Below are 20,585 nucleotides of genomic sequence, written 5' to 3' on the forward strand. Positions count from 1 at the left end.
CTGTCTGCAGGTGAAGGGGATCAGGCTGCGTCGAGTGCCTGCTTGACCTGAGCAAGGGACGGGTTGGTCATGACCGACTCCGTACCGCTGGCGGCAACCACCAGGAGCGTCGGAACCGTCTGGTTCCCGCCGTTCGCCTTCTCGACGAACGCCGCCGAGTCCGGGTCCTGCTCGATGTTGATCTCGGTGTACGCGATGCCCTCGCGGTCCATCTGGCCCTTGAGGCGGCGGCAGTAGCCGCACCACGTGGTGCTGTACATCGTCACAGTGCCCGGCATGTCTTTTGTGCTCCTTCGTTGCTCGGGGTGCGTCATCGCACTGTGAGGAACGTACGCGACCCGGCCACCATTCCCGCATTAGTACGACCGGCTGCGGCCGCCTGTGGACAACCGACTCATCCGCCTCCTGCGACCTGGCAGCATGGCGGGGTGACATCAGCAACGCATTCCCCCCTCTTCCCGCAGGTTCCGGACTCGGCCGACGCGGTGCTCGACGGGCTCGACCCGGAGCAGCGCGAGGTCGCCACCGCCCTGCACGGGCCGGTGTGCGTCCTGGCCGGAGCCGGCACCGGCAAGACCCGGGCGATCACCCACCGGATCGCGTACGGGGTGCGGGCAGGCATGCTCCAGCCCGCCAGCGTGCTCGCCGTCACCTTCACCAACCGTGCCGCGGGCGAGATGCGCGGCCGCCTCCGCCAGCTCGGCGCCTCCGGCGTGCAGGCCCGCACCTTCCACTCCGCGGCCCTGCGCCAGCTCCAGTTCTTCTGGCCCAAGGCCGTCGGCGGCCCGCTGCCCAGGATCGTCGACCGCAAGATCAAGCTCGTCGCCGACGCGGCCGCCGCCTGCCGCATCCGCCTGGATCGCAACGAGTTGCGTGACCTCACCAGCGAGATCGAGTGGTCCAAGGTCACCCAGACCGTCCCCGCGGACTACACGGCCGCGGCGGCCAAGTCGGGCCGCGACGTCCCCCGCGACCCCGCCGAGATCGCCCAGCTCTACGCGGCGTACGAGGACCTCAAGCGCGACCGCGCCGTCATCGACTTCGAGGACGTCCTGCTGCTCGCCGTCGGCATCCTCCAGGACCGGCACGACATCGCCGAGCAGGTCCGCTCCCAGTACCAGCACTTCGTGGTGGACGAGTACCAGGACGTGAGCCCGCTCCAGCAGCGTCTCCTGGAGCTGTGGCTCGGCGACCGGGACAGCCTCTGCGTCGTCGGCGACGCCAGCCAGACGATCTACTCCTTCACCGGCGCGACCCCCGACCACCTGCTGAACTTCCGCACCCGCCACCCCGGGGCGACGGTCGTCAAGCTCGTCCGTGACTACCGCTCCACCCCCCAGGTCGTCCACCTGGCCAACGGCCTGCTCTCCCAGGCCCGCGGCCGCGCCGCCGACCACCGCCTGGAGCTGATCTCGCAGCGCGAGTCCGGCGCCGAGCCGGTCTACACGGAGTACGTGGACGAGCCGGCCGAGGCCGAGGGCGCCGCCCGTCGCATCCGCGCGCTCCTCGCCGACGGCGTCCCCGCCAGCGAGATCGCGGTCCTCTTCCGTACGAACTCCCAGTCCGAGATCTACGAGCAGGCGCTCGCCGACGCGGGCGTGCCCTACCAGCTCCGGGGAGCCGAGCGGTTCTTCGAGCGCACCGAGGTGCGCGAGGCGGGCGCGGCCCTGCGCGGCGCGGCCCGCTTCGGAGGCAACGACTCCCTCCTGGACGACGTCGTGGACCTGCCCTCCCAGGTGCGGGCCGTGCTCTCCACCAAGGGCTGGACGACCGAGCCGCCCGCGGGCTCCGGGGCGGTCCGCGACCGCTGGGAGTCGCTGGCCGCGCTGGTCCGCCTCGCGGAGGACTTCGCGCGCGCCAAGCCGGGGGCGACCCTCGCCGACCTGGTGGGCGAGCTCGACGAGCGGGCGAACGCCCAGCACGCCCCCACCGTCGAGGGCGTCACCCTGGCGTCGCTGCACGCGGCGAAGGGCCTGGAGTGGGACGCCGTGTTCCTGGTGGGTCTCGCCGAGGGCATGATGCCGATCACCTACGCCAAGACGGACGAGCAGATCGAGGAGGAGCGCCGACTCCTCTACGTGGGAGTGACCCGCGCCCGCGTGCACCTCTCCCTGTCGTGGGCGCTCTCCCGCTCGCCGGGCGGCCGTCCCAGCCGCCGCCCCAGCCGCTTCCTGGACGGCCTGCGGCCGGGCTCCGGGGCGGGCTCGGCCGCCAGGGCCGCGGCCGGCGGCCCCGGCGGCGTGGAGCGGGGCAGCGGGGCAGGCGCGACGGGCACCGCGGCGGCCCGCCGCCGACGCACGACGCGTACGCCCGCGCGGTGCCGGGTCTGCGGACGGACCCTCACCGACGCCGGTGAGATGAAGCTCATGCGCTGTGAGGACTGCCCGTCCGACATGGACGAAGGGCTCTACGAGCGGTTGCGGGAGTGGCGGGCGGACCAGGCGCGGCAGTTGGGACAGCCCGCGTACTGCGTCTTCACGGACAAGACCTTGATCGCCATCGCGGAATCCGTGCCCGACGACGAGGGCGAGCTGGCCCGGATCCCCGGTGTCGGCGTCCGCAAGTTCCATCGCTTCGGAGCCGACGTGCTCGCCATCTGCGCAGGTCAGGAGCATGTAAGGGGCGCCGATGAAGAATGATTCAAACTCGTCGAAAAAATAGTTTGCGCATGCGCAAGGAAGACCCATAGGTTCTTAGCACGGAAACGGCGGGCTTCTCCGAAGCCCCGGTTCCGTGCTGTACTTGACAGTCCGCGGATCGGTTCCGGCCGATCCCCTAGACGCCGAGAGGAGGCGCATTCCAGTGATCAGCATCAACGAGAGCTTCATCAGCACCGCCAAAATGACCGATCGCTCGGTCGTCGCCTCCTGCCTGCTCGGCTTCTCGAACCAGGGCACCGGTCTGTCCGGCGGTACCCCCGCCGCCCGTCCGATGTCCGCCTCCCTGCCTCTCGCCGGTCTTCCCGTCCGCGAGGCCATCGGGGGCAATGAGCGACCGACCAAGGCACCGGAAGCAGCAGTAGCGGAGGCACAGGCGCAGGCCTATGCCTTTGCGGCGGCCGGTGCCGGATTCCGGAAGCAGACGACGCAGCACCACCACACGATGTGGGCCTTCCGTGGGCTCGAACCCTGGAGTGATCCAGTCTGATCTCGATCAGACCGGCGCCTTCAGGGCCGCGGAACCCCACCCGGGATCCGCGGCCCTTCTGTTTTCCCTAAAACAGGGAGACAGGGCGAAGGGGCCGACCGCAAGACCCGGTACCAGCCGCCAACCGGCCGACCCAGGCCGGCACGACCAGACGAGGAAAACACCACCGTGCAACTCGAAACGCACGCCCCGTCCGTACCGCCTTCACAGACGCTCCCCCCGCCCGCACCCACGGAGGACCCGACCTTGACCCCCCTGACCGCGCTCACCGCGCTCGACGACGCCATCGAGAACCTCGGCGTACCCGTTCCCTGCCGTGCCTACGACCCCGAGGTCTTCTTCGCCGAGTCCCCGGCCGACGTCGAGTACGCCAAGTCGCTCTGCCGCACCTGCCCGCTGATGGAGGCCTGCCTCGCCGGCGCCAAGGAGCGGCGTGAGCCGTGGGGCGTCTGGGGCGGCGAGCTCTTCGTCCAGGGTGTCGTCGTCGCCCGCAAGCGGCCCCGTGGTCGCCCGCGCAAGAACCCGGTCGTCGCATGAGTATCGCCGGAACCATCGACCGTCCCCTGACGCACGACCCCAAGAGGCAGGCCCCGATGAAGGCAGCCACCAGCGAGCCCGCCGCGGGCTCCGCCACCACAGACTTCACCACCACCGGCGCGCACACCACGCGCCAGAACAGGACCCGTGAGATGCAACTCATCCCAGAAGCCATGGCTCGTGCGCATATGCACGAACGCCTGCGCGAGGCCGAGGCCCAGCGCCCGGCCGAGCGCCTGATGGCCGCCCGGCGCATGCAGCGCCGCGCGGAGCGCGCCTCGATGCGTGCCCGGCGTGCCATCGCCATAGCCGTCATGCAGTAACGAACCGCGACAGCGGTTCGCCACCATGACAGATGCCCTCGGGGGCGCTCCGGACGGAGCGCCCCCGAGGTGCGTTGTGCTCACCGATCGTCCGGGCGCGGGGATATGGTCGCCCGGTGGACCAGCAGAATCCTCAGCCGGCCGAGACGGACAACCTCGTGTGCTCCCGCTGCGGCACGGTCGCCGACGGGACACCACCGACCTGGACCTGCTCCGTCGAGAACGGCAGACGCCACTACTTCTGCGACGCCTGCGCGCGGGACAACATCAGAGCCATCGAAGGACGCCTCGACTCCGCCTGGTGGTGAGCCCCGGGCGACCCGGACGCGCCGAGGCACTCAGGCCTGGGCCGCCGCGCCACCCTCGCGAGTCTCGGCGACCGCCTCGACCGCCTCGCCCTCGGCGAACTCCTCCGCCTCCGCGCGATCCGCCGCCTCGCCAGGATCTTCCGCCCCGGCAACGTCCTCGGGCTCCTCGACAAACCCCGGCAGCCACTCCTCCAGCTCGTCGCGCATCCGTACCGTCGCCCCCAGCTGACACAGCACGCCGATGGTGCTCAGCGTCACACGGTGGATCAGCAGATACGACGGCGGCAGGTTCAGGTGCTTGCCCAACTGGTACGCGGGGGAGCGGAGATCGGCCACCCGCGCCGCCTGGGTGCGCATCCAGCCCCGGCTGAACGTGAACTCCTCCACCAGCATGGGCTCGATCATCGGCAGCAGGTAGTCGAGCACCGCGTCCGGGTCCAGCTCGATGGACTCCTTGATGAAGCCCTCCTCGCGCAGCATGTCGTAGACCGCCTCGGCCTCACCCGCAAGCGTCATCCGCAGGGACTTCCCGATGGTCGGGGGCAGACCGCCCGGCAGCCGGTCCACCGTGCCGAAGTCGAGGACCCCGAGGCGGTGGCCGCCCTGCTCGTCGGGCACCAGGCGGAAGTTGCCGGGGTGCGGGTCGGCGTGCAGGAGACCGGTACGCGTGGGACCGGAGAAGAGGAAACGGGCGAGCAGCTGACCCGCCCGGTCGCGCTGCTCCTGCGTGCCGTCCGCGATCACCTCCGAGAGCGGTGTGCCGTCCATCCACTCGGTCACCAGGACCTGTTCGCTCTGGTGCACCACCTGCGGCACCAGCACGTCGGGGTCGTCCGCGAACTCCTCGGCGTGGGCGCGCTGCGCCTGCGCCTCCAGGCCGTAGTCCAGCTCCTCCGAGACGCGGTCCCGCAGCTCCGCGATGAGCGGCTTGATGTCCATCCCCGGAATCAGCGGACCGAGGAGCCGGGCGAACCGGCTGAGCTGGGTCAGGTCGGACAGCAGCGCCTCACCCGCCCCCGGGTACTGGACCTTGACGGCGACCTCCCGGCCGTCCGCCCACACGGCGCGGTGCACCTGGCCGATCGACGCCGCCGCCGAGGGCTTGTCCTCGAACTCCACGAAGAGCTCGCGCCAGTCCTCGCCGAGCCGCTCCGCCAGGACGGCGTGCACGGTGCGCGACGGCATCGGCGGCGCCGCTTCCTGCAGTTTCGTGAGGGCCGCGCGGTAGGGGCCGGCGACCTCCTCGGGCAGTGCCGACTCGAAGACGGACAGCGCCTGCCCGAACTTCATGGCGCCGCCCTTGAGCTCGCCGAGGACCTTGAACAGCTGATCGGCGGTGCGTTGTTGCAGCTCACGGCCCACGATCTCCGCCGACTTGCCCCCGATTCGCTTGCCGAGACCCCAGGTCGCGCGGCCGGCGAAGCCGAGTGGCAGTGCGGCCAGTTTGGCGGTACGGGTGACCGCCTTCCGGGGAAGATCAGACATGCGCCCCTCCAAGTCCCAGACAGCCGCGCCTCGTCAGGCGGTTACCCGGCCATTGTTGCGTGCGGCTTCGTGCCGGCGGTGAGCCGATCCCCCTTAACGGACACGCCCGCCCCACAAGAGCATGATGGATGGGGCCAAATCGGGCTCGAGCGCCACTCGAATCCGGGGACCGATGCCGTCCACCGAACCCCCGTGCAGGCCGACGACTCGCCGTCCAGGAAGGCCAGGGCGTGCCCCGCCGTCAGCCCGGCGACCGACGTCGACAGGGCCAGGTCACAGGCGGGTGCCTGGCGCTGGTGGCCCGAGCGCCACTGCGCGAGCATCCGCGGCCACGTGGCATCACGGTCCGCGCGCTGCCGGAAGAGGCACTCCGCGCACGCGGTCGTCCCCGGCAGGACCAGCGGACCCACCACGCCCGTCCCCTCGATCACCCCCGCATAGAGATGGGGAGTGCCCGAGGCGAGCAGGGCCTCGGCCGCGGCGGGCGGGGGAGCGTAGGCATCGAGGCCGTCCCGCGGGGCGATGATCACGAGGGAGAAGCCCTCCGCCTGCTCCGGCTCCTCGGACTGCCGGGGCGGCCGGCCGGGAGCGGAGTGCCGCACGACCCGGCGCGCGGTCGTGTCCCTGCGCTCCCCGACGGACTCGGCGGGCAGCCCGCCCGGCGCGACGTCCCACGGCTGCACCTGCCCGCCGTCCAGCACGTCGACCCGGCCCACCCCCGCGCCCGCCAGCACCGATGCCACGACGGCGCCGACGCGCCCGGCGCCCTGGACCCGCACCCGCATGGCCCGACGTGCCGCGATCTTCGCGATCGCACCGCCCGGCTCCGGCGACAGGAGGGACAGCGATGCCACGTCGGCCCGGAGCCGGTCCATGACCTCGCCCCGCCCGCGCAGGGCATCGGCGGCCGGCCCGCCCCCCGTCGTGTCGTCGAGCAGGCCGGCGCGTGCGAGCTCGGTCAGCAGCCTGTCCACATGCCCGTCCGGCAGCCCCATCCGCCGGGCCTCCTCACGCAGCAGCGGCAGCCCCCGGGTGCCGTCCAGCAAGGTCAGAAAGCTGCTCGTCGCCGTGTCCATCGGGCCGAGGACCAAGGCATGCGCGGGCGCCACGCCGAACTGCACGGTGCTCAGGTCCCGCCAGCCACGCCGCAGCGCGGGCTTCACGATCGGATGCGCACTCCGGACGGTGCCGCGCTCCCCAGCCTCGTGCTGCCCGGTGCCGCGCCGCCCCGTGCCCTGCCCCTGCTCCTGCATGGTCGTCCCCCGTCGCCCGGTCGCCGCGGCCCTTTCCGCCGCATCGATCCAGTGCCAGAATGCGCGCCTCGGCGGCAGCTCGCGTCGCGTTGTCCACAGGCAGGGTGTGTTCGTCGTACTAATCCGACGGACGGGGAGCGGAACACCGCCGAACCGTCCCGGAGGCGGGACTTCCCCCATGCCCAGCGGGTAACGTCGGGGCGTGCCCGCCGACCCGTCCTCACGCGTCGCTGGGGAGACCTCGACGCGCCGCGCCGGACCTCCACAGCGCAGCACGACCAGCCCGTCGCCCTCCGGGGCCGGGGCGAGCCCGGTCGAGGTCAGGCGCAGCGCCCGCCGCCGCAGAACGGTCTCCGCGTATCGGGAGGGCGACCGCACCGTCGTCCTCATTCCGGCCCGGATGTCCGAAGCGGAAGAGCAGCGCTGGGTCAACGTGATGCTCGACAAGCTGGCGGCCCAGGAGAGCAAGCGGCTCCTCGGCGACGCGGAGCTCGCCGAGCGCGCCCAGCTGCTCTCCGAGCAGTACTTCGGCGGCCGCGCCAGACCGGCCTCCGTTCGCTGGGTCACGAACCAGAACACCCGCTGGGGCTCGTGCACCCCCGCAGAGGGCAGCATCCGCCTTTCGCACCGGCTGCAGGGCATGCCCGAGTACGTCGTGGACTACGTCCTCGTCCATGAGCTCGCCCATCTCCTCGTCCCCGGTCACGGCCCCCGCTTCTGGCAACTCCTGGAGGCCTACCCCCGTACCGAGCGGGCCAGGGGCTACCTGGAAGGGGTGGTCGCCGCCGACCGGCTGCCCCATCTGCCCGCCGCCCGCGAGGAGTGAACGTCCGCCGGATCCGGCGGTTGTGTAGCGGGTCTGTACCGGCTTGGTCCGCCGTCCGACTTTGCGGTTAGCCTGACGCGACGCATTCACATTCGGGATGGGGGACGGTCGTTACGTATGGCCAGGGAATTCCAACGCGGCCACAAGGCCAAGATCAGTGACCTCACTGCGGGCACCGATCTGTACGTGGGCGTACAGATCTCGGCCCCCGGGCTGACCTTCGACATCAGCTGCTTCGGCCTGGACGCGAGCGAGCGGCTCTCGGACGACCGTTACTTCATCTTCTTCAACCAGCCCAAGTCGCCCGAGGAGTCGATACAGCTCCTGGGCGAGCAGGCGGGCGACACCGAGTCCTTCCGCGTCACGCTGGACCGCATCCCGCAGCAGATCCAGCGCCTGTCCTTCACGGCGACGGTCGACGGCGCCGGACAGATGTCGCAGGTCGCCTCCGGGTACATCCGCATCGTCGCGGGCGGCGAGGAAGTGGCGCGCTACGCCTTCAACGGTGCGGAGTTCTCCACGGAGCGCGCCGTCATGCTGGGCGACTTCTACCTGAAGGACGTCTGGCGCTTCGCCGCGATCGGCCAGGGCTTCGACGGCGGTCTGGACGCCCTCCTGAAGAACTTCGGCGGCGAGGTCGCCGAGGAGGAGCCGGCCGCCCCGCAGCCGCAGGCCGCGGCGCCCTCCTTCGCGCCGCCCGCGCAGGCCGCGGCCCCGCCCGCGTTCGGCGCCCCGGCCGCCGCGCCGCCCCCGCCCCCGGCCCCCGCGCAGAACTTCGCGCCGCCCCAGGGCACGACCCCGCCCCCGGCCCCCGCCGACCCGTCGGTGCACGCCGCGCAGACCGTCGTGGCCCCGCTGAACCAGCCGCCCGGCGGGCCCGTGCCGCCCCCGCCGCCCGCCCCGTACGGGCAGCCCGGCCAGCAGGCACCGCAGCAGCCCCAGTTCGGTCAGGTCCCCGGCCAGCAGCAGGCGCCGGCCCCGAGCGCGCCGCTGCCGCCCGGCTACGGCCAGCAGCCGCAGGCCACCATGCCGCCCGGTTACGGCCAGCAGCCCGCCGCCCCGATGCCGCCCGGCTACGGCCAGCAGCCCCCGGGCGGACCGTTCCCCGGCCAGGGTGCCGCCCCGCAGGGTGCTGCCCCGCAAGGCGCGGCACCCCAGGGTGCCGGTGTCGCCGCGGCCCTCCAGAAGTACCGCGAGGCCCCCACCGGCCAGCGCTGGACCCAGCAGAACGAGAAGCTGGTCCGCGTCGACCTCGGCGTCGCCGACCAGCCGATCCTCGCCCGCCAGGGCAGCATGGTGCTCTACCAGGGCAAGGTCGAGTTCAGCTACAAGGGCGCGGGCTTCGCGGGCCGCATCGTGGGCAACGCCACCGGCCAGGAGATGCAGCTGATGCGCTGCTCGGGCCGTGGCCAGGTGTTCCTCGCCGAAGAGGCCACCCACCTGCACCCCATCGAGCTCCAGGGCGACGCGATCTGCGTCTCCGCGGAGAACGTCCTCGCCTTCGACGAGTCGCTGCAGCACGAGGTGCGCAGGATCGAGGGCCACGGGATTCCCGGCGGCGCACTGTTCGTCATGCAGTTCCAGGGCACCGGCACGGTCGTCCTGAAGACCCACGGCGTGCCCGTCGTACTGCCCGTCACGCCGACGACGTTCGCCGACTGCCATGCCGTCGTCGCCTGGTCGGCCGCCGCCCAGGCGATCGTCTCCAGCCAGGTGCGGCTGCGCAGCAACGCGTACGCGGGCTCCACGGGGGAGAGCGTGAACCTCCAGTTCCGCGGCGCGCCCGGCAATTTCATCGTCGTCCAGCCGTACGAGGTCTGAGGGAGCCCGTCATGAACCAGCAACTCGCGGGCTTCGCTCCCGCACCCGTCGCCGCCCGCATGGAGAACCACGGCCATCACATGGTCAAGGTGGCCATGCAGACCGGCAACGACCTCTTCGCGCGCGTGGGCTCGATGGTCGCCTACGAAGGGTTCGTGCAGTACGAGCCGAATCCGCCCGCCGTCCGCCAGGTCGCGCGCGAGTGGATGACCGGTGAGGGCGCACCCCTGATGAAGTGCTCCGGAGACGGCCTGCTCTACCTCGCCGACTACGGAGCGGACGTCGTCCTCATCAATCTGGCGGGCGACTCCCTCTCGGTGAACGGCACCAACCTGCTCGCCTTCGACGCGTCCCTGCAGTGGGGCGTCGAGCGGGTCAAGGGCATGGCCAAGTTCGCCGGCCAGGGCCTGTGGAACATCAAGATCTCCGGACAGGGCTGGGTCGCGCTGACCTCCCGCGGCACCCCGATCGTCGTCGACTGCGGGCGCGGCGAGGACGAGACGTACGTCGACCCGGACGCCCTGATCGCCTGGTCGCCGAACCTGAAGGTGAAGGGCAAGCGCAGCTTCAAGGCCGGCTCCCTGATCGGGCGCGGCAGCGGCGAGGCCTACCAGATGGGCTTCTCCGGAGAGGGCATCGTCGTCGTCCAGCCCAGCGAGGACAGCACCGACCGCCTCCGGGCACGGGGCTGAGGGGGAGCAACACACCATGCAGAGCTCACTTTTCGCGCACGCCGAGCAGCAGACGCACGAGCGCTACTCCGTGCAGAACCCGCAGCTGCTGCGGGTCGCCCTGGAGGGCCACGACGACGTGCTGGCCCGCAAGGGTTCCATGGTCGCCTACCAGGGGCTGATGGAGTTCGACGCCGAGTACCAGAGCCAGGGCAACCAGCGCGCCCGCGCGCACACCGGCGAGGGCCTGGACCTGATGCGCTGCCACGGGCAGGGCACGGTCTACCTGGCCAATCTCGCCCAGTACATCCACGTGGTCGACGTCGACCAGGACGGCCTGACCGTGGACAGCAGCTATGTCCTCGCGATGGACTCGTCGCTCACCCACCAGGTGATCGCCGTGGACAGCCAGTACGGCATCTCCGGCTCGGGCAAGTACCAGCTCAACATCTCCGGGCGCGGCAAGGTCGCCCTGATGACGTCGGGCCAGCCGCTGATGCTGCAGGTCACGCCGGAGCGGTACGTCAACGCCGACGCCGACGCGATCGTCGCCTGGTCCAACGGGCTGCGCGTGCAGATGCAGGCCCAGACCCACTCCTCGGGCGTCTGGCGGCGCCGCGGCAACACCGGCGAGGGCTGGGAGCTCAGCTTCATGGGCCAGGGTTACGCGCTCGTGCAGCCCAGCGAGATGCTGCCGCCGCAGAACGCGCTCATCGGGCAGGGCGCCCGGGCGCAGTTCGGCATGGGCCAGCAGGGTGCCCGGGGGCAGAACCAGGGCAACGTCTGGAGCTAGCCGCTCCGAGAGAAAGCGGACACCTAGCCGCTCCGAGAGAGGGCGGACGAGGAGGGGGCGCGGGGAGCTGCGTGCGGGCCGTGAGCGGCCGGTCGCGCAGGTTCCCGCGCCCCCTTCGGGGCCTACGGCAGGCGGGCTCCGGTCGCCGCCACGAGGCGCACCACCGACTCGTCCGCCACGTCCGCCACCTCGTCGTAGGCGAACCAGCGCAGGTCCAGCGACTCGTCGCTGATCGCCTCGACCGCGTCGACCGGGGCCAGCGCCGCGTACTGCACGTCCAGGTGCTGGGTGCACGGCCCCGGGATCGGGTGCCGGTCCAGGCGGACGGGACCGCCCGCGAGGAGCGTCAGGCCCGGCACGCCGGACTCCTCCGTGGCCTCCCGCAGCGCCGCCGCGGCCAGCGAGGCGTCGCCCGGCTCGCAGTGGCCGCCCATCTGCAGCCACATCCGCAGCTTCTTGTGCAGGGTCAGCAGCACCCGCCCGCGCGACGGGTCGACCACCAGGGCGCTCGCCGTCACATGGCCGTCCGTGCAGGACTTCCACATGCCGGCGTCGCCGTGCGCCGAGAGGTGGTCCAGATAGGCCTGGCGCAGCTCGGGCTGGTCCTCGTACCGCTTGAGGACCAGGACCGTGTCGTCGTACAGACTCACTTGCCGTCGTCGCCCTTGTCCTCGGGGCCCTTGTCGCCCTCGTCCGTGCCCTCGCCCTTGGTGAGGTCGGGTCCGGCGCCACCGGCAGCCTCGCCGAGCATCTTGTCCAGCTCGGAGAAGTCCATCTGCTCGCGGTGCACGAAGCCGTCCGGGTCGTCCAGGTCGGAGGCGGTCGGCAGCATGTCGGGGTGCTCCCACAGGCCGTCGCGGCCGTCGACACCGCGCGCGTCGGTGAGCGAGGCCCACAGGCGCGAGGCGTCCCGCAGACGGCGCGGGCGCAGCTCCAGGCCGATCAGCGTGGCGAACGTCTGCTCGGCGGGGCCGCCCGTCGCACGGCGGCGGCGCAGCGTCTCCCGCAGGGCGTCCGCGGACGCCAGGCGCGGCTTGGCGGCGGCGTGCACCACCGCGTCCACCCAGCCCTCCACGAGCGCGAGAGCCGTCTCCAGACGGGCCAGGGCCGCCTTCTGGGCCGGGGTGTCCTCCGGCTGGAACATGCCCTGCTGGAGCGCTTCCTGCAGCTGCTCGGGATTCTGCGGGTCGAGCTGGCCGACCACGTCCTCCAGCTTGGCGGTGTCGACCTTGATCCCGCGCGCGTACCCCTCGACGGCGCCGAACAGGTGCGAGCGCAGCCACGGGACGTGGGCGAAGAGCCGCTGGTGGGCGGCCTCGCGCAGCGCCAGGTAGAGCCGCACCTCGTTCTTCTCGACGCCCAGGTCCTTGCCGAAGGCCTCGATGTTCACCGGCAGGAGCGCGGCCTTGCCGGCCGGGCCGAGCGGCAGGCCGATGTCGGTCGAGCCGACGACCTCGCCCGCGAGCACGCCCACGGCCTGGCCGATCTGCTGGCCGAACATGGCGCCGCCCATGGAGCGCATCATGCCGATCAGCGGGCCCGCCATGGCCTGCATCTCCTCGGGCAGCACATCGCCCATGGCCAGGCCGACGCGCTCGGCGACCGGGTCGACGAGCTCCTTCCAGACCGGCAGGGTCGCCTCGACCCACTCGGCGCGGCTCCACGCCACGGCCGTGCCGGAGCCGGAGGGCAGCGAGGTGGCGTCGTCCAGCCACAGGTCGGCCAGTCGCACGGCCTCCTCGACGGCGGAGCGCTCGGCGGGGCCGACGCTGGCGTCCTTCGTGCCGTCCGACGTGCCCTGGGACACCGTCTGGCGGGCGATGTCCTTGGCCATGTCCCAGTTCACCGGGCCGCCCTCGTACGAGAGCATCTGGCCGAGCTGCTGGAAGGCGGCGCCCAGGTCGTTCGGGTTCATCGAACCGAACATGGCGGCGAACGGGTTGTCACCGGCTCCGGGGCCGCCCGCTCCGGGGAAGCCCCCGAAGCCGAACGGGTTCGCGGGGCCACCGGCTCCCTGGCCCCCTCCGGGGGTGTCCTTCTTCTTGCCCTCGTCGCCGTCGTCCGGCTCCTCCGGCGGAAGGCCGAATCCGAATGGGGTGTCACTCACGGGATTCCTCGGCTCGTCAGGCCGCCGGTATCGTTCCGGCGGCGGCGCTACAACACCACCCAGCGTAGACACCGTGACGGGTTCGGGCCTCGGTGCTTCGCCGACTCATGGCCTGCGGCAGGATGGATGCCACCTGGTACGTACGCGTCATTCGGGTACGTACTGAAGACAACCGCTGGAGACGCCCGGTGAGTTCCCCAGATCCACAGGTTCGCGCAGCGCGAAACCCCTCAACCCAGGCTCCCGTCCGGGGCCCCGTCGTCGCCGTCACGGGCGCGGCCTCCGGAGTGGGCGCGCTGCTGACCGAGCGGCTTGCCGCGTCGGACGAGATCAAGCAGGTCATCGCCATCGACGAGCGCCGGGGCGACTGCTCGCAGGCCACCTGGCACATCCTCGACGTACGGGATCCGGCCATCGCGGAGAAGCTGCGCGGCGCGGACGTCGTGGTGCACCTGGCGCTCGATCTCGACCTGGAGACCGATGGCGCGGCCCGCACCGCGTACAACGTGCGCGGCACCCAGACCGTCCTGACCGCCGCCGCGGCCGCGGGTGTCCACCGCGTCGTCCTGTGCACCTCGGCGATGGTCTACGGAGCGCTGGACGACAACGAACTGCCCCTCTCCGAAGACGCCGAACTGCGGGCCACCGCGGAGGCCACCGGCGTCGGCGACCTCCTGGAGGTCGAGCGGCTCGCCCGTCGTGCGCCCCGCGCGCACCCCGGCCTCAACGTCACCGTCGTGCGCCCCGCCACCCTGGTCGGCGGCACGGACACGGCCCTGACCCGCTACTTCGAGTCGCCCCGCCTCCTGGTCGTGGCGGGCTCCCGGCCCGCCTGGCAGTTCTGCCACGTCGAGGACCTGTGCAGCGCCCTGGAGTACGCCGTCCTGGAGAAGGTCGACGGCGAGCTCGCGGTCGGCTGCGACGGATGGCTGGAGCAGGAGGAGGTCGAGGAGCTCAGCGGGATCCGGCGCATGGAGCTGCCTTCGGCGGTCGCGCTCGGCGCCGCCGCCCGGCTGCACCGCATCGGTCTCACCCCGTCCCCGGCCGGTGACCTGGCGTACACGATGTACCCCTGGGTGGTCAGCGTCAGCAGGCTGCACGACGCCGGGTGGCGCCCGCAGTGGACCAACGAGGAGGTCCTCGCGGAGCTCCTGGAGGAGGTCTCGGGGCGGCGCACCGTGGCCGGCCGGCGGCTCGGCCGCAAGGACGCCACGGCGGCGGGCGCGGCGGGCGCGACGGTCGCGCTGCTCGGCGCCGCGGCGGTCGTCCGCAGGGCGCGCAAGGCACGCCGCAGGATCTGAGGGGCCGTCGCGGGGGCCGGGCCGGGACCGGCCTCGCGGGGCCCGCGCGCCGGGCGCGGCGAGGCGCCCCGCGCCCGCCCTGTAGGGAGCTCCAAGGCGACACGCGCGCGTGCCGGGCGAAAGGTCTATTCCGCGGGGCCCGTGCCGTGCGGCACCATGGCCGCATGGCACGCACCACGATGGACCACCCCGGCGAGCAGGCCGCTCCCGACCCGATCCGCCTCCTCGCGATCCGCGACACCCCGCTCTCCCTGGACGAGGTGTTCCGGGCGGTCGGCGACGACGCGGCCGGGGGCACGGCGCTCTTCGTGGGGACCGTGCGCAACCACGACGGCGGAGCGGACGTCGACGAGCTCGGGTACTCGACCCACCCGACCGCCGAGGCCGAGATGCGCCGGGTGGCCGAGAAGGTCGTCGCGGCGTACCCGGTCCGGGCCCTGGCCGCGGTGCACCGCGTCGGGGACCTGGCCGTGGGCGACCTCGCGGTGGTCGTGGCCGTCTCCTGCCCGCACCGCGCCGAGGCCTTCGACGCCTGCCGCAAGCTGATCGACGACCTCAAGCACGAGGTGCCCATCTGGAAGCACCAGCGCTTCTCCGACGGCAAGGAAGAGTGGGTCGGCGCCTGTTGACCGCAGCGGGCGCGTGAGCCGGGACGTGCCCGCCGGGACGGGGCGGGGCCGCCGGGAAAGGATTGGCCCGTGTGGCTCCGGTTGCGTAACCCGACCCCTGCCGTGAGCGTTGACCATGCGGATGGTTAATCTGCTGATCAGTCAGTTGCGGTGGCTCATGGGGTCGGGAGGTGGACATGGCATCACTTGCCTGGTTGCTGATTCCGGTCCTGGCAGCCGTCGGTGCGGGTCTGTGGGGCAGCTGGGCCGCCCGCAACCGCAAGTCGGGGCGGACGGGTGACGTCTCCGAGCTGAACGGCTACGCGGCGTTCCGCGAGGCCATGGAGAAGTCCCACGCGCCGGCGGCCGGAGTGCCCGAGGCCCCCGGGACGGCCGAGACCGCCGAGACGGCCGACGCCGAGCCGGGCGTGCGGGCCGGATAACGCCGGACAGCGCCGCACAACGCAGACCGCCCCGTACGGACCGGCCCCAGGGGTGCTCTCACAGGCAGGTCCCGTACTGTCGTTCCATGCCACGCCGCACCGCGACGATGCTCGCCTCCACCCTCATGCTGATCGCGCTGCTCTGCGCCGGAGTGCTCATCAAGGTGCCGTACGCCGAGATGTCCCCCGGTCCGACGGTGAACACCCTCGGCGACCACGACGGCGAGCCGGTGCTGCAGATCTCCGGCCACAAGACGTACCCGACGACCGGCAACCTCAACATGACGACGGTCCGGGTCACCAGCGCCGACTACAACATGAACCTGGCGGAGGCCGTCTACGGCTGGCTGGCGCACGACAACATCGTGGTGCCGCACGACACGCTCTACCCGGACGGCAAGACCGAGCAGCAGTCGACCCAGGAGAACGCCGAGGAGTTCAGCGAGTCCCAGGAGAGCGCCAAGGTGGCGGCGCTCCGGCAGCTGCACCTCCCGGTCAAGTCCCAGGTCATCGTCTCCACCGTCTTCAAGGGCGACCCCGCCGAGGGCAAGCTGCACGCGGGTGACGTCATCCGCGCGGTGGACGGCAAGCCCGTCAAGGTGAAGGAGGACGTCGCCAAGCTCGTCACGGAGCACAAGCCCGGCGAGCCCGTCACCTTCAGCGTGGTCCCCGTCAAGGTCGCCGCGGCCGCCGAGAAGACGGGCAAGAAGGCGACGGAGACCGAGGACGTCAAGATGACGACGAAGGCGGCGAAGGGCGAGCCCGACCACGCCGTTGTCGGCATCAAGGCGGGCACCGACCACACCTTCCCGTTCACCATCGACATCAAGCTGGCCGACGTGGGCGGCCCCAGCGCCGGCCTGATGTTCGCCCTGGGCATCGTCGACAAGCTGACCCCCGACGACCTCACCGGCGGAAAGTTCGTGGCCGGCACCGGCACCATCGAGGACGACGGCAAGGTCGGCCCGATCGGCGGCATCGGGATGAAGACCGTCGGCGCACGCGCCAAGGGCGCCGAGTACTTCCTGACCCCGAAGGACAACTGCGCGACCGCCGCGAAGGACGTCCCCGACGGCCTCAAGCTCGTCAAGGTCAACACCATCGCCGACGCCGTGAAGTCCCTGGAGAAGATCCGCAAGGGCGACGACGGCGACCTGCCGCAGTGCACCACCGGCTGACCCGGCCGGCGGGAGCAGCGGGTCCCGGCCGGGCAGCACCCGGACAGCGGAGCGCGGGCGGGCCCCCGTCGAGGGGAACCGCCCGCGCCCGGATGGCAGGAAGAGCGACCCGCGTCGCTTAAGCGAACGTCGCCGACAGCGCGTCCGCCAGGCCCGGCACCAGGTCGGAGCCGGTGAGAACCTCGGTCGGCGAGTCCTTCTCGCGCAGCCGCAGGGCGGACTCGCGGGCACCGTCACGGAGCACCGCGACCGTCATGCGGACCTCCTGGCGGTCCGGGTGCTTGGCCACCCACGTGGCGAGCTGGGACTCGCTGAGGCCGTCCGGGACGGACGTCTCGGCGGACGGCGGGAGCATCAGGCGCTCCACCGTGAGGGCGCAGCCGGCGACCGCGTCCGGCCAGGCGATGGTGCCGAGGAACTCGTCCAGCGGCTTGTCGGCGGGAATCTCCTCCTGCTCGATGGGGGTGAGACCGGCGTGCTCCACGCCGTCGTCGAGGCCGAGCTGGGAGGCGAGGCCGGGTTCTTGGGTACGCAGTCGCGCCGTGTCGACCAGCGCGAACAGGCGGGCGGGCCGGTCCCAGCCGAGGCCGGAGACGTACTCGTCGATCTCGAGGACCGCCCGAGTGAGGGGGCTCGCTGCCATGGGAGTGTTGGACATGGTCACAATCCTGCCTCGTTAGTCCCGAGAAACGGGAACCGAGTAAAGCGTAGGTAAGTTGCATAGGTGTGGGTCCGCGATCTCGGGGGCCTGACGGACCAACAGAGAATCAACAGCGAACTTCGAGGTGCGCACCTTGGCTTTCCAGATGCCGGACCGCGGCGGAGGCCCGACGGGGCCACGGATCAGAGTGGGCCGACCCTCCCGGCGCGTCCGGACCCTGCTCATGACACTGGGGGTGCTGGCCGTCCTGGCCATGGCCTTCGTCATGTTCTCGGGGTTCTGGACGGACTGGCTGTGGTACCGCTCCGTCAAGTACTCATCGGTCTTCACGACCACCCTGTGGACCAAGATCGGCCTGTTCTTCGTCTTCGGCCTCCTGATGGCGGTCGCAGTCGGCGTGAACATCTGGCTGGCGCACCGGCTGCGCCCGCCGCTGAGCGCCATGTCGATGGAGCAGCAGAGCCTCGACCGGTACCGCATGGGCATCGCCCCGTACAAGAAGTGGCTGCTCATCGGGATCACCGCCCTGGTCGGGCTGATCGCGGGAGCGTCCGCCGCCGGACAGTGGCGCACCTGGCTGCTGTGGGTCAACGGGGTCTCCTTCGGTCAGAAGGACCCGCAGTTCCACATGGACGTGTCGTTCTTCGCGTTCGACCTGCCCTGGTACCGCTTCCTGCTCGGCTTCGGCTTCGCGGCGACGGTGCTCTCCCTGGTGGCGGCCGCCCTGACGCACTACCTGTACGGCGGCCTGCGGATCACCAGCCCGGGCGCGCGCGCGACCGCCGCGGCCACCGGTCACCTCTCGGTGCTGCTCGGTGTCTTCGTGTCGCTCAAGGCCGTCGCGTACTGGCTCGACCGGTACGGGCTCGCGGTGAAGTCCAGTGACTTCAAGGCGACGGACAACTGGACCGGCCTGAAGTACGTCGACGCGAACGCGTACCTGCCGGCGAAGACGATCCTGTTCTGCATCGCCGTCATCTGCGCGATCCTCTTCTTCGCGACGCTGTGGCGGCGCACCTGGCAGCTGCCGGTGATCGGCTTCGGCCTGATGGTGCTCTCGGCGATCCTCATCGGCGGGCTCTACCCCGCGATCGTCCAGAAGTTCCAGGTCCAGCCGAACGAGCAGGCCAAGGAAGCGCCGTACATCGAGAAGAACATCGAGGCCACCCGCAACGCCTACGGCATCAGCGGCGTGAAGCCCGAGGAGTACAAGGGCGCGGGCAAGGTCGACGACGATCCCAAGAAGAAGCGCGAGAACGCGGACACGGCGGCCAACTACCGCCTGAACGATCCGAACATCGTCTCGCCCACCTTCCAGCAGCTGGAGCAGGAGCGCAGCTACTACCAGTTCCCCCGGACGCTGGACGTGGACCGCTACAACGGCCAGGACACCATCGTCGGCCTGCGCGAGCTGAACGTGAACAAGCTCGACAAGCGGAACTGGATCAACGACCACTTCGCCTACACCCACGGCTACGGCATGGTCGCCGCCAAGGGCACGGAGACGAAGCCCGGCTCCAAGGGCGCCCCGGCGTTCACCGAGTCCGGCCTGCCGACCAGCGGTGAGCTCGGCGAGTACGAGCAGCGCATCTACTACGGCGAGAAGACCAGCCAGTACTCGATCGTGGGCGGGCCCCAGAAGGAGCTCGACTACGAGGAGAACGGCGGCGGTCAGAAGACCTACAGCTACAAGGGCGACAGCGGCGTCAACCTCTCCAACCCGATCAACCGCGCCGCGTACGCGGTGTCCTTCGGAGAGCCGCAGATCCTCTACTCCGGCGCCATCGGCGAGGGCTCGCGGATCCTGTACAACCGCACGCCCAAGGAGCGCGTCGAGGCGGTGGCGCCCTGGCTGACCATCGACGGCGACGTCTACCCGACGGTGGTGGACGGCCGCATCCAGTGGGTCGTCGACGCCTACACGACGAGCAACGGCTACCCGTACGCCTCGCGGACGACGCTCGGCGACACCACCGCGGACTCCCTGTCGCAGGCCGACAGCCAGCGCACGGTGATCGCCCAGCAGAACCAGGTCAACTACATCCGCAACTCGGTGAAGGCGACCGTCGACGCGTACACCGGTGACGTCAAGCTCTACACCTGGGACGAGAAGGACCCGGTCCTGAAGACCTGGAAGAAGGCGTTCCCGGGCACCGTCAAGGACAAGAGCGAGATCCCGCCCAAGCTCATGGACCACCTGCGCTACCCGCAGGACATGTTCAAGGTGCAGCGCGAACTGCTCACGAAGTACCACGTGACCGACCCGGGCCAGTTCTACAACGCGAGTGACGCCTGGCAGGTGCCGAACGACCCGACGAAGAAGGACGACAGCGCGGTCCCGCCGTACTACCTGTCCATGAAGTCGCCGGGACAGTCGTCGCAGCAGTTCTCCCTGACGACGACGTTCACCCCCAGTGAGCGGCCCAACCTACGGGCGTTCATGACGGTCGACGCCGACGCCAGAAGCAAGAACTACGGGCAGATGCAACTGCTCAGAGTCCAGGGCGACGTCGACGGACCGGAACAGGTGCAGAACAAGCTGAACTCCATGACGGAGGTCGGCAACTTCGTCCGGGACATGAAGGGCGCCGACTCCGACGTCCTCTACGGCAATCTGCTGACCGTGCCGCTGGACGACGGCTTCCTGTACGTCGAGCCCGTCTACGTCCAGGGACGCAAGTCGGCGTACCCCCTCCTGAAGAAGGTCGCCGTCTCGTACGGCACGGAGACCGCCTTCGCGGACAACCTCAGCGACGGCCTCAACCAGGTCTTCAGCACCGAGGGCAGCACCAAGCCACCGGGCGAGGACGGGGGCGACGAGCCGACCAAGCCGCCGAAGACGAACGACCCGACGGTCCAGGCCGCGCTCGACGACGCCCAGACGGCGTTCGAGGACGGCGAGAAGGCCCTGAAGGACGGCGACTGGAAGAAGTACGGCGAGGCGCAGGAACGCCTTCAGGACGCCCTGGAGCGGGCCGAGGAGGCCTCCGACAAGGCCGCAGCCAAGAAGGGCGCCGGCGGCGCGGAGAAGGGCGCGGACAAGGCCACCGACAAGGGCGGTGACCAGGCCGGGGACAAGAAGGACGACCCCGGGGCGGACAGCTCCGGATAGCGGCTGGTCAA

Annotated in this window: 20 protein-coding genes; 14 read left to right on the top strand and 6 right to left on the bottom strand. The window is 71.1% G+C overall.

The genetic code is table 11. The features are described from left to right. Positions 1-20 precede the first annotated feature (20 nt). Positions 21-278: a glutaredoxin domain-containing protein gene (locus ACFYXE_RS03510; protein WP_361180668.1), complete on the bottom strand. Its 258-nt coding sequence runs from the start codon at positions 276-278 to the stop codon at positions 21-23. Positions 279-320: 42 nt separating this feature from the next. On the opposite strand from ACFYXE_RS03510, the gene ACFYXE_RS03515 reads away from it, so the two are divergent. The 5 genes from ACFYXE_RS03515 to ACFYXE_RS03535 all read left to right on the top strand — a co-directional run bounded on the left by ACFYXE_RS03515 (position 321) and on the right by ACFYXE_RS03535 (position 4,315). Then, positions 321-2,639, top strand: a complete 2,319-nt coding sequence (locus tag ACFYXE_RS03515; protein WP_389308419.1) for an ATP-dependent DNA helicase UvrD2 — start codon at positions 321-323, stop codon at positions 2,637-2,639. A gap of 163 nt (positions 2,640-2,802) precedes the next feature. Continuing rightward, the gene (locus tag ACFYXE_RS03520) at positions 2,803-3,147 is read left to right on the top strand and encodes a hypothetical protein (RefSeq protein WP_389308421.1); all 345 of its coding nucleotides are present in this window, start codon (positions 2,803-2,805) and stop codon (positions 3,145-3,147) included. Positions 3,148-3,315: 168 nt separating this feature from the next. Beyond that, entirely contained in the window at positions 3,316-3,684 is a 369-nt protein-coding gene (locus ACFYXE_RS03525; RefSeq protein ID WP_361180671.1) for a WhiB family transcriptional regulator, read from the top strand. Then, positions 3,681-4,007, top strand: a complete 327-nt coding sequence (locus tag ACFYXE_RS03530; protein ID WP_361180672.1) for a hypothetical protein — start codon at positions 3,681-3,683, stop codon at positions 4,005-4,007. Before ACFYXE_RS03525 ends, ACFYXE_RS03530 begins: the two co-directional genes overlap by 4 nt. 116 nt (positions 4,008-4,123) lie before the next feature. Continuing rightward, a complete protein-coding gene (locus ACFYXE_RS03535; RefSeq protein WP_361180673.1) occupies positions 4,124-4,315 on the top strand; it encodes a hypothetical protein in 192 nt (63 codons plus the stop codon). Positions 4,316-4,345: 30 nt separating this feature from the next. Here the strand turns inward: ACFYXE_RS03535 and ACFYXE_RS03540 are convergent, their stop codons facing one another. Both ACFYXE_RS03540 and ACFYXE_RS03545 read right to left on the bottom strand, forming a co-directional pair. Continuing rightward, the gene (locus ACFYXE_RS03540; RefSeq protein WP_389308424.1) at positions 4,346-5,800 is read right to left on the bottom strand and encodes an ABC1 kinase family protein; all 1,455 of its coding nucleotides are present in this window, start codon (positions 5,798-5,800) and stop codon (positions 4,346-4,348) included. A gap of 41 nt (positions 5,801-5,841) precedes the next feature. Beyond that, entirely contained in the window at positions 5,842-7,053 is a 1,212-nt protein-coding gene (locus ACFYXE_RS03545; protein ID WP_389308426.1) for a TOMM precursor leader peptide-binding protein, read from the bottom strand. Positions 7,054-7,255: 202 nt separating this feature from the next. On the opposite strand from ACFYXE_RS03545, the gene ACFYXE_RS03550 reads away from it, so the two are divergent. From ACFYXE_RS03550 to ACFYXE_RS03565, 4 genes are all read left to right on the top strand, one after another. Next, entirely contained in the window at positions 7,256-7,879 is a 624-nt protein-coding gene (locus ACFYXE_RS03550; protein WP_389308428.1) for a M48 family metallopeptidase, read from the top strand. A 117-nt stretch (positions 7,880-7,996) separates the two neighbouring features. Further along, complete coding sequence (locus ACFYXE_RS03555; protein ID WP_389308430.1) at positions 7,997-9,700, top strand: TerD family protein; 1,704 nt, start codon at positions 7,997-7,999, stop codon at positions 9,698-9,700. 11 nt (positions 9,701-9,711) lie between these two features. Further along, entirely contained in the window at positions 9,712-10,392 is a 681-nt protein-coding gene (locus ACFYXE_RS03560) for an AIM24 family protein (RefSeq protein ID WP_150172018.1), read from the top strand. Positions 10,393-10,408: 16 nt separating this feature from the next. Beyond that, the gene (locus ACFYXE_RS03565; RefSeq protein WP_389308432.1) at positions 10,409-11,164 is read left to right on the top strand and encodes an AIM24 family protein; all 756 of its coding nucleotides are present in this window, start codon (positions 10,409-10,411) and stop codon (positions 11,162-11,164) included. Positions 11,165-11,286: 122 nt separating this feature from the next. Here the strand turns inward: ACFYXE_RS03565 and ACFYXE_RS03570 are convergent, their stop codons facing one another. Together ACFYXE_RS03570 and ACFYXE_RS03575 are read right to left on the bottom strand one after the other, a co-directional pair. Then, a complete protein-coding gene (locus tag ACFYXE_RS03570; protein WP_389308434.1) occupies positions 11,287-11,814 on the bottom strand; it encodes an NUDIX hydrolase in 528 nt (175 codons plus the stop codon). Then, on the bottom strand, positions 11,811-13,271 hold the full coding sequence (locus ACFYXE_RS03575; protein ID WP_389308436.1) for a zinc-dependent metalloprotease: 1,461 nt from the start codon (positions 13,269-13,271) through the stop codon (positions 11,811-11,813). The genes ACFYXE_RS03570 and ACFYXE_RS03575 overlap by 4 nt, the downstream gene beginning before the upstream one ends. A 188-nt stretch (positions 13,272-13,459) precedes the next feature. On the opposite strand from ACFYXE_RS03575, the gene ACFYXE_RS03580 reads away from it, so the two are divergent. The 4 genes from ACFYXE_RS03580 to ACFYXE_RS03595 all read left to right on the top strand — a co-directional run bounded on the left by ACFYXE_RS03580 (position 13,460) and on the right by ACFYXE_RS03595 (position 16,801). Then, the gene (locus tag ACFYXE_RS03580) at positions 13,460-14,572 is read left to right on the top strand and encodes an SDR family oxidoreductase (protein WP_361181227.1); all 1,113 of its coding nucleotides are present in this window, start codon (positions 13,460-13,462) and stop codon (positions 14,570-14,572) included. A gap of 164 nt (positions 14,573-14,736) precedes the next feature. Continuing rightward, positions 14,737-15,201 carry a molybdenum cofactor biosynthesis protein MoaE gene (locus ACFYXE_RS03585; protein ID WP_389308439.1) on the top strand — a complete coding sequence of 155 codons (465 nt, stop codon included), beginning with the start codon at positions 14,737-14,739 and terminating at the stop codon, positions 15,199-15,201. A 176-nt stretch (positions 15,202-15,377) separates the two neighbouring features. Next, complete coding sequence (locus ACFYXE_RS03590; protein WP_389308441.1) at positions 15,378-15,623, top strand: hypothetical protein; 246 nt, start codon at positions 15,378-15,380, stop codon at positions 15,621-15,623. Between the two features lie 86 nt (positions 15,624-15,709). Beyond that, positions 15,710-16,801: a PDZ domain-containing protein gene (locus ACFYXE_RS03595; protein WP_361167681.1), complete on the top strand. Its 1,092-nt coding sequence runs from the start codon at positions 15,710-15,712 to the stop codon at positions 16,799-16,801. Between the two features lie 118 nt (positions 16,802-16,919). Here ACFYXE_RS03595 and ACFYXE_RS03600 read toward each other — a convergent pair whose 3' ends face one another. Beyond that, complete coding sequence (locus tag ACFYXE_RS03600; RefSeq protein WP_361167684.1) at positions 16,920-17,459, bottom strand: PPA1309 family protein; 540 nt, start codon at positions 17,457-17,459, stop codon at positions 16,920-16,922. 148 nt (positions 17,460-17,607) lie between these two features. On the opposite strand from ACFYXE_RS03600, the gene ACFYXE_RS03605 reads away from it, so the two are divergent. Continuing rightward, entirely contained in the window at positions 17,608-20,574 is a 2,967-nt protein-coding gene (locus ACFYXE_RS03605) for a UPF0182 family protein (RefSeq protein WP_389309503.1), read from the top strand. The last annotated feature ends 11 nt before the right edge of the window (positions 20,575-20,585 follow it).

This window comes from Streptomyces sp. NPDC002564, assembly GCF_042889645.1.
Lineage (GTDB): Bacteria > Actinomycetota > Actinomycetes > Streptomycetales > Streptomycetaceae > Streptomyces.

Coding starts and splice junctions, on each gene's coding strand:
- ACFYXE_RS03510 (WP_361180668.1), bottom strand. CDS start 278: ATGCCGGGCACTGTGACGATGTACAGCACCACGTGGTGCGGCTACTGC.
- ACFYXE_RS03530 (WP_361180672.1), top strand. CDS start 3,681: ATGAGTATCGCCGGAACCATCGACCGTCCCCTGACGCACGACCCCAAG.
- ACFYXE_RS03540 (WP_389308424.1), bottom strand. CDS start 5,800: ATGTCTGATCTTCCCCGGAAGGCGGTCACCCGTACCGCCAAACTGGCC.
- ACFYXE_RS03545 (WP_389308426.1), bottom strand. CDS start 7,053: ATGCAGGAGCAGGGGCAGGGCACGGGGCGGCGCGGCACCGGGCAGCAC.
- ACFYXE_RS03555 (WP_389308430.1), top strand. CDS start 7,997: ATGGCCAGGGAATTCCAACGCGGCCACAAGGCCAAGATCAGTGACCTC.
- ACFYXE_RS03560 (WP_150172018.1), top strand. CDS start 9,712: ATGAACCAGCAACTCGCGGGCTTCGCTCCCGCACCCGTCGCCGCCCGC.
- ACFYXE_RS03565 (WP_389308432.1), top strand. CDS start 10,409: ATGCAGAGCTCACTTTTCGCGCACGCCGAGCAGCAGACGCACGAGCGC.
- ACFYXE_RS03585 (WP_389308439.1), top strand. CDS start 14,737: ATGGCACGCACCACGATGGACCACCCCGGCGAGCAGGCCGCTCCCGAC.
- ACFYXE_RS03590 (WP_389308441.1), top strand. CDS start 15,378: ATGGCATCACTTGCCTGGTTGCTGATTCCGGTCCTGGCAGCCGTCGGT.
- ACFYXE_RS03595 (WP_361167681.1), top strand. CDS start 15,710: ATGCCACGCCGCACCGCGACGATGCTCGCCTCCACCCTCATGCTGATC.
- ACFYXE_RS03600 (WP_361167684.1), bottom strand. CDS start 17,459: ATGTCCAACACTCCCATGGCAGCGAGCCCCCTCACTCGGGCGGTCCTC.
- ACFYXE_RS03605 (WP_389309503.1), top strand. CDS start 17,608: ATGCCGGACCGCGGCGGAGGCCCGACGGGGCCACGGATCAGAGTGGGC.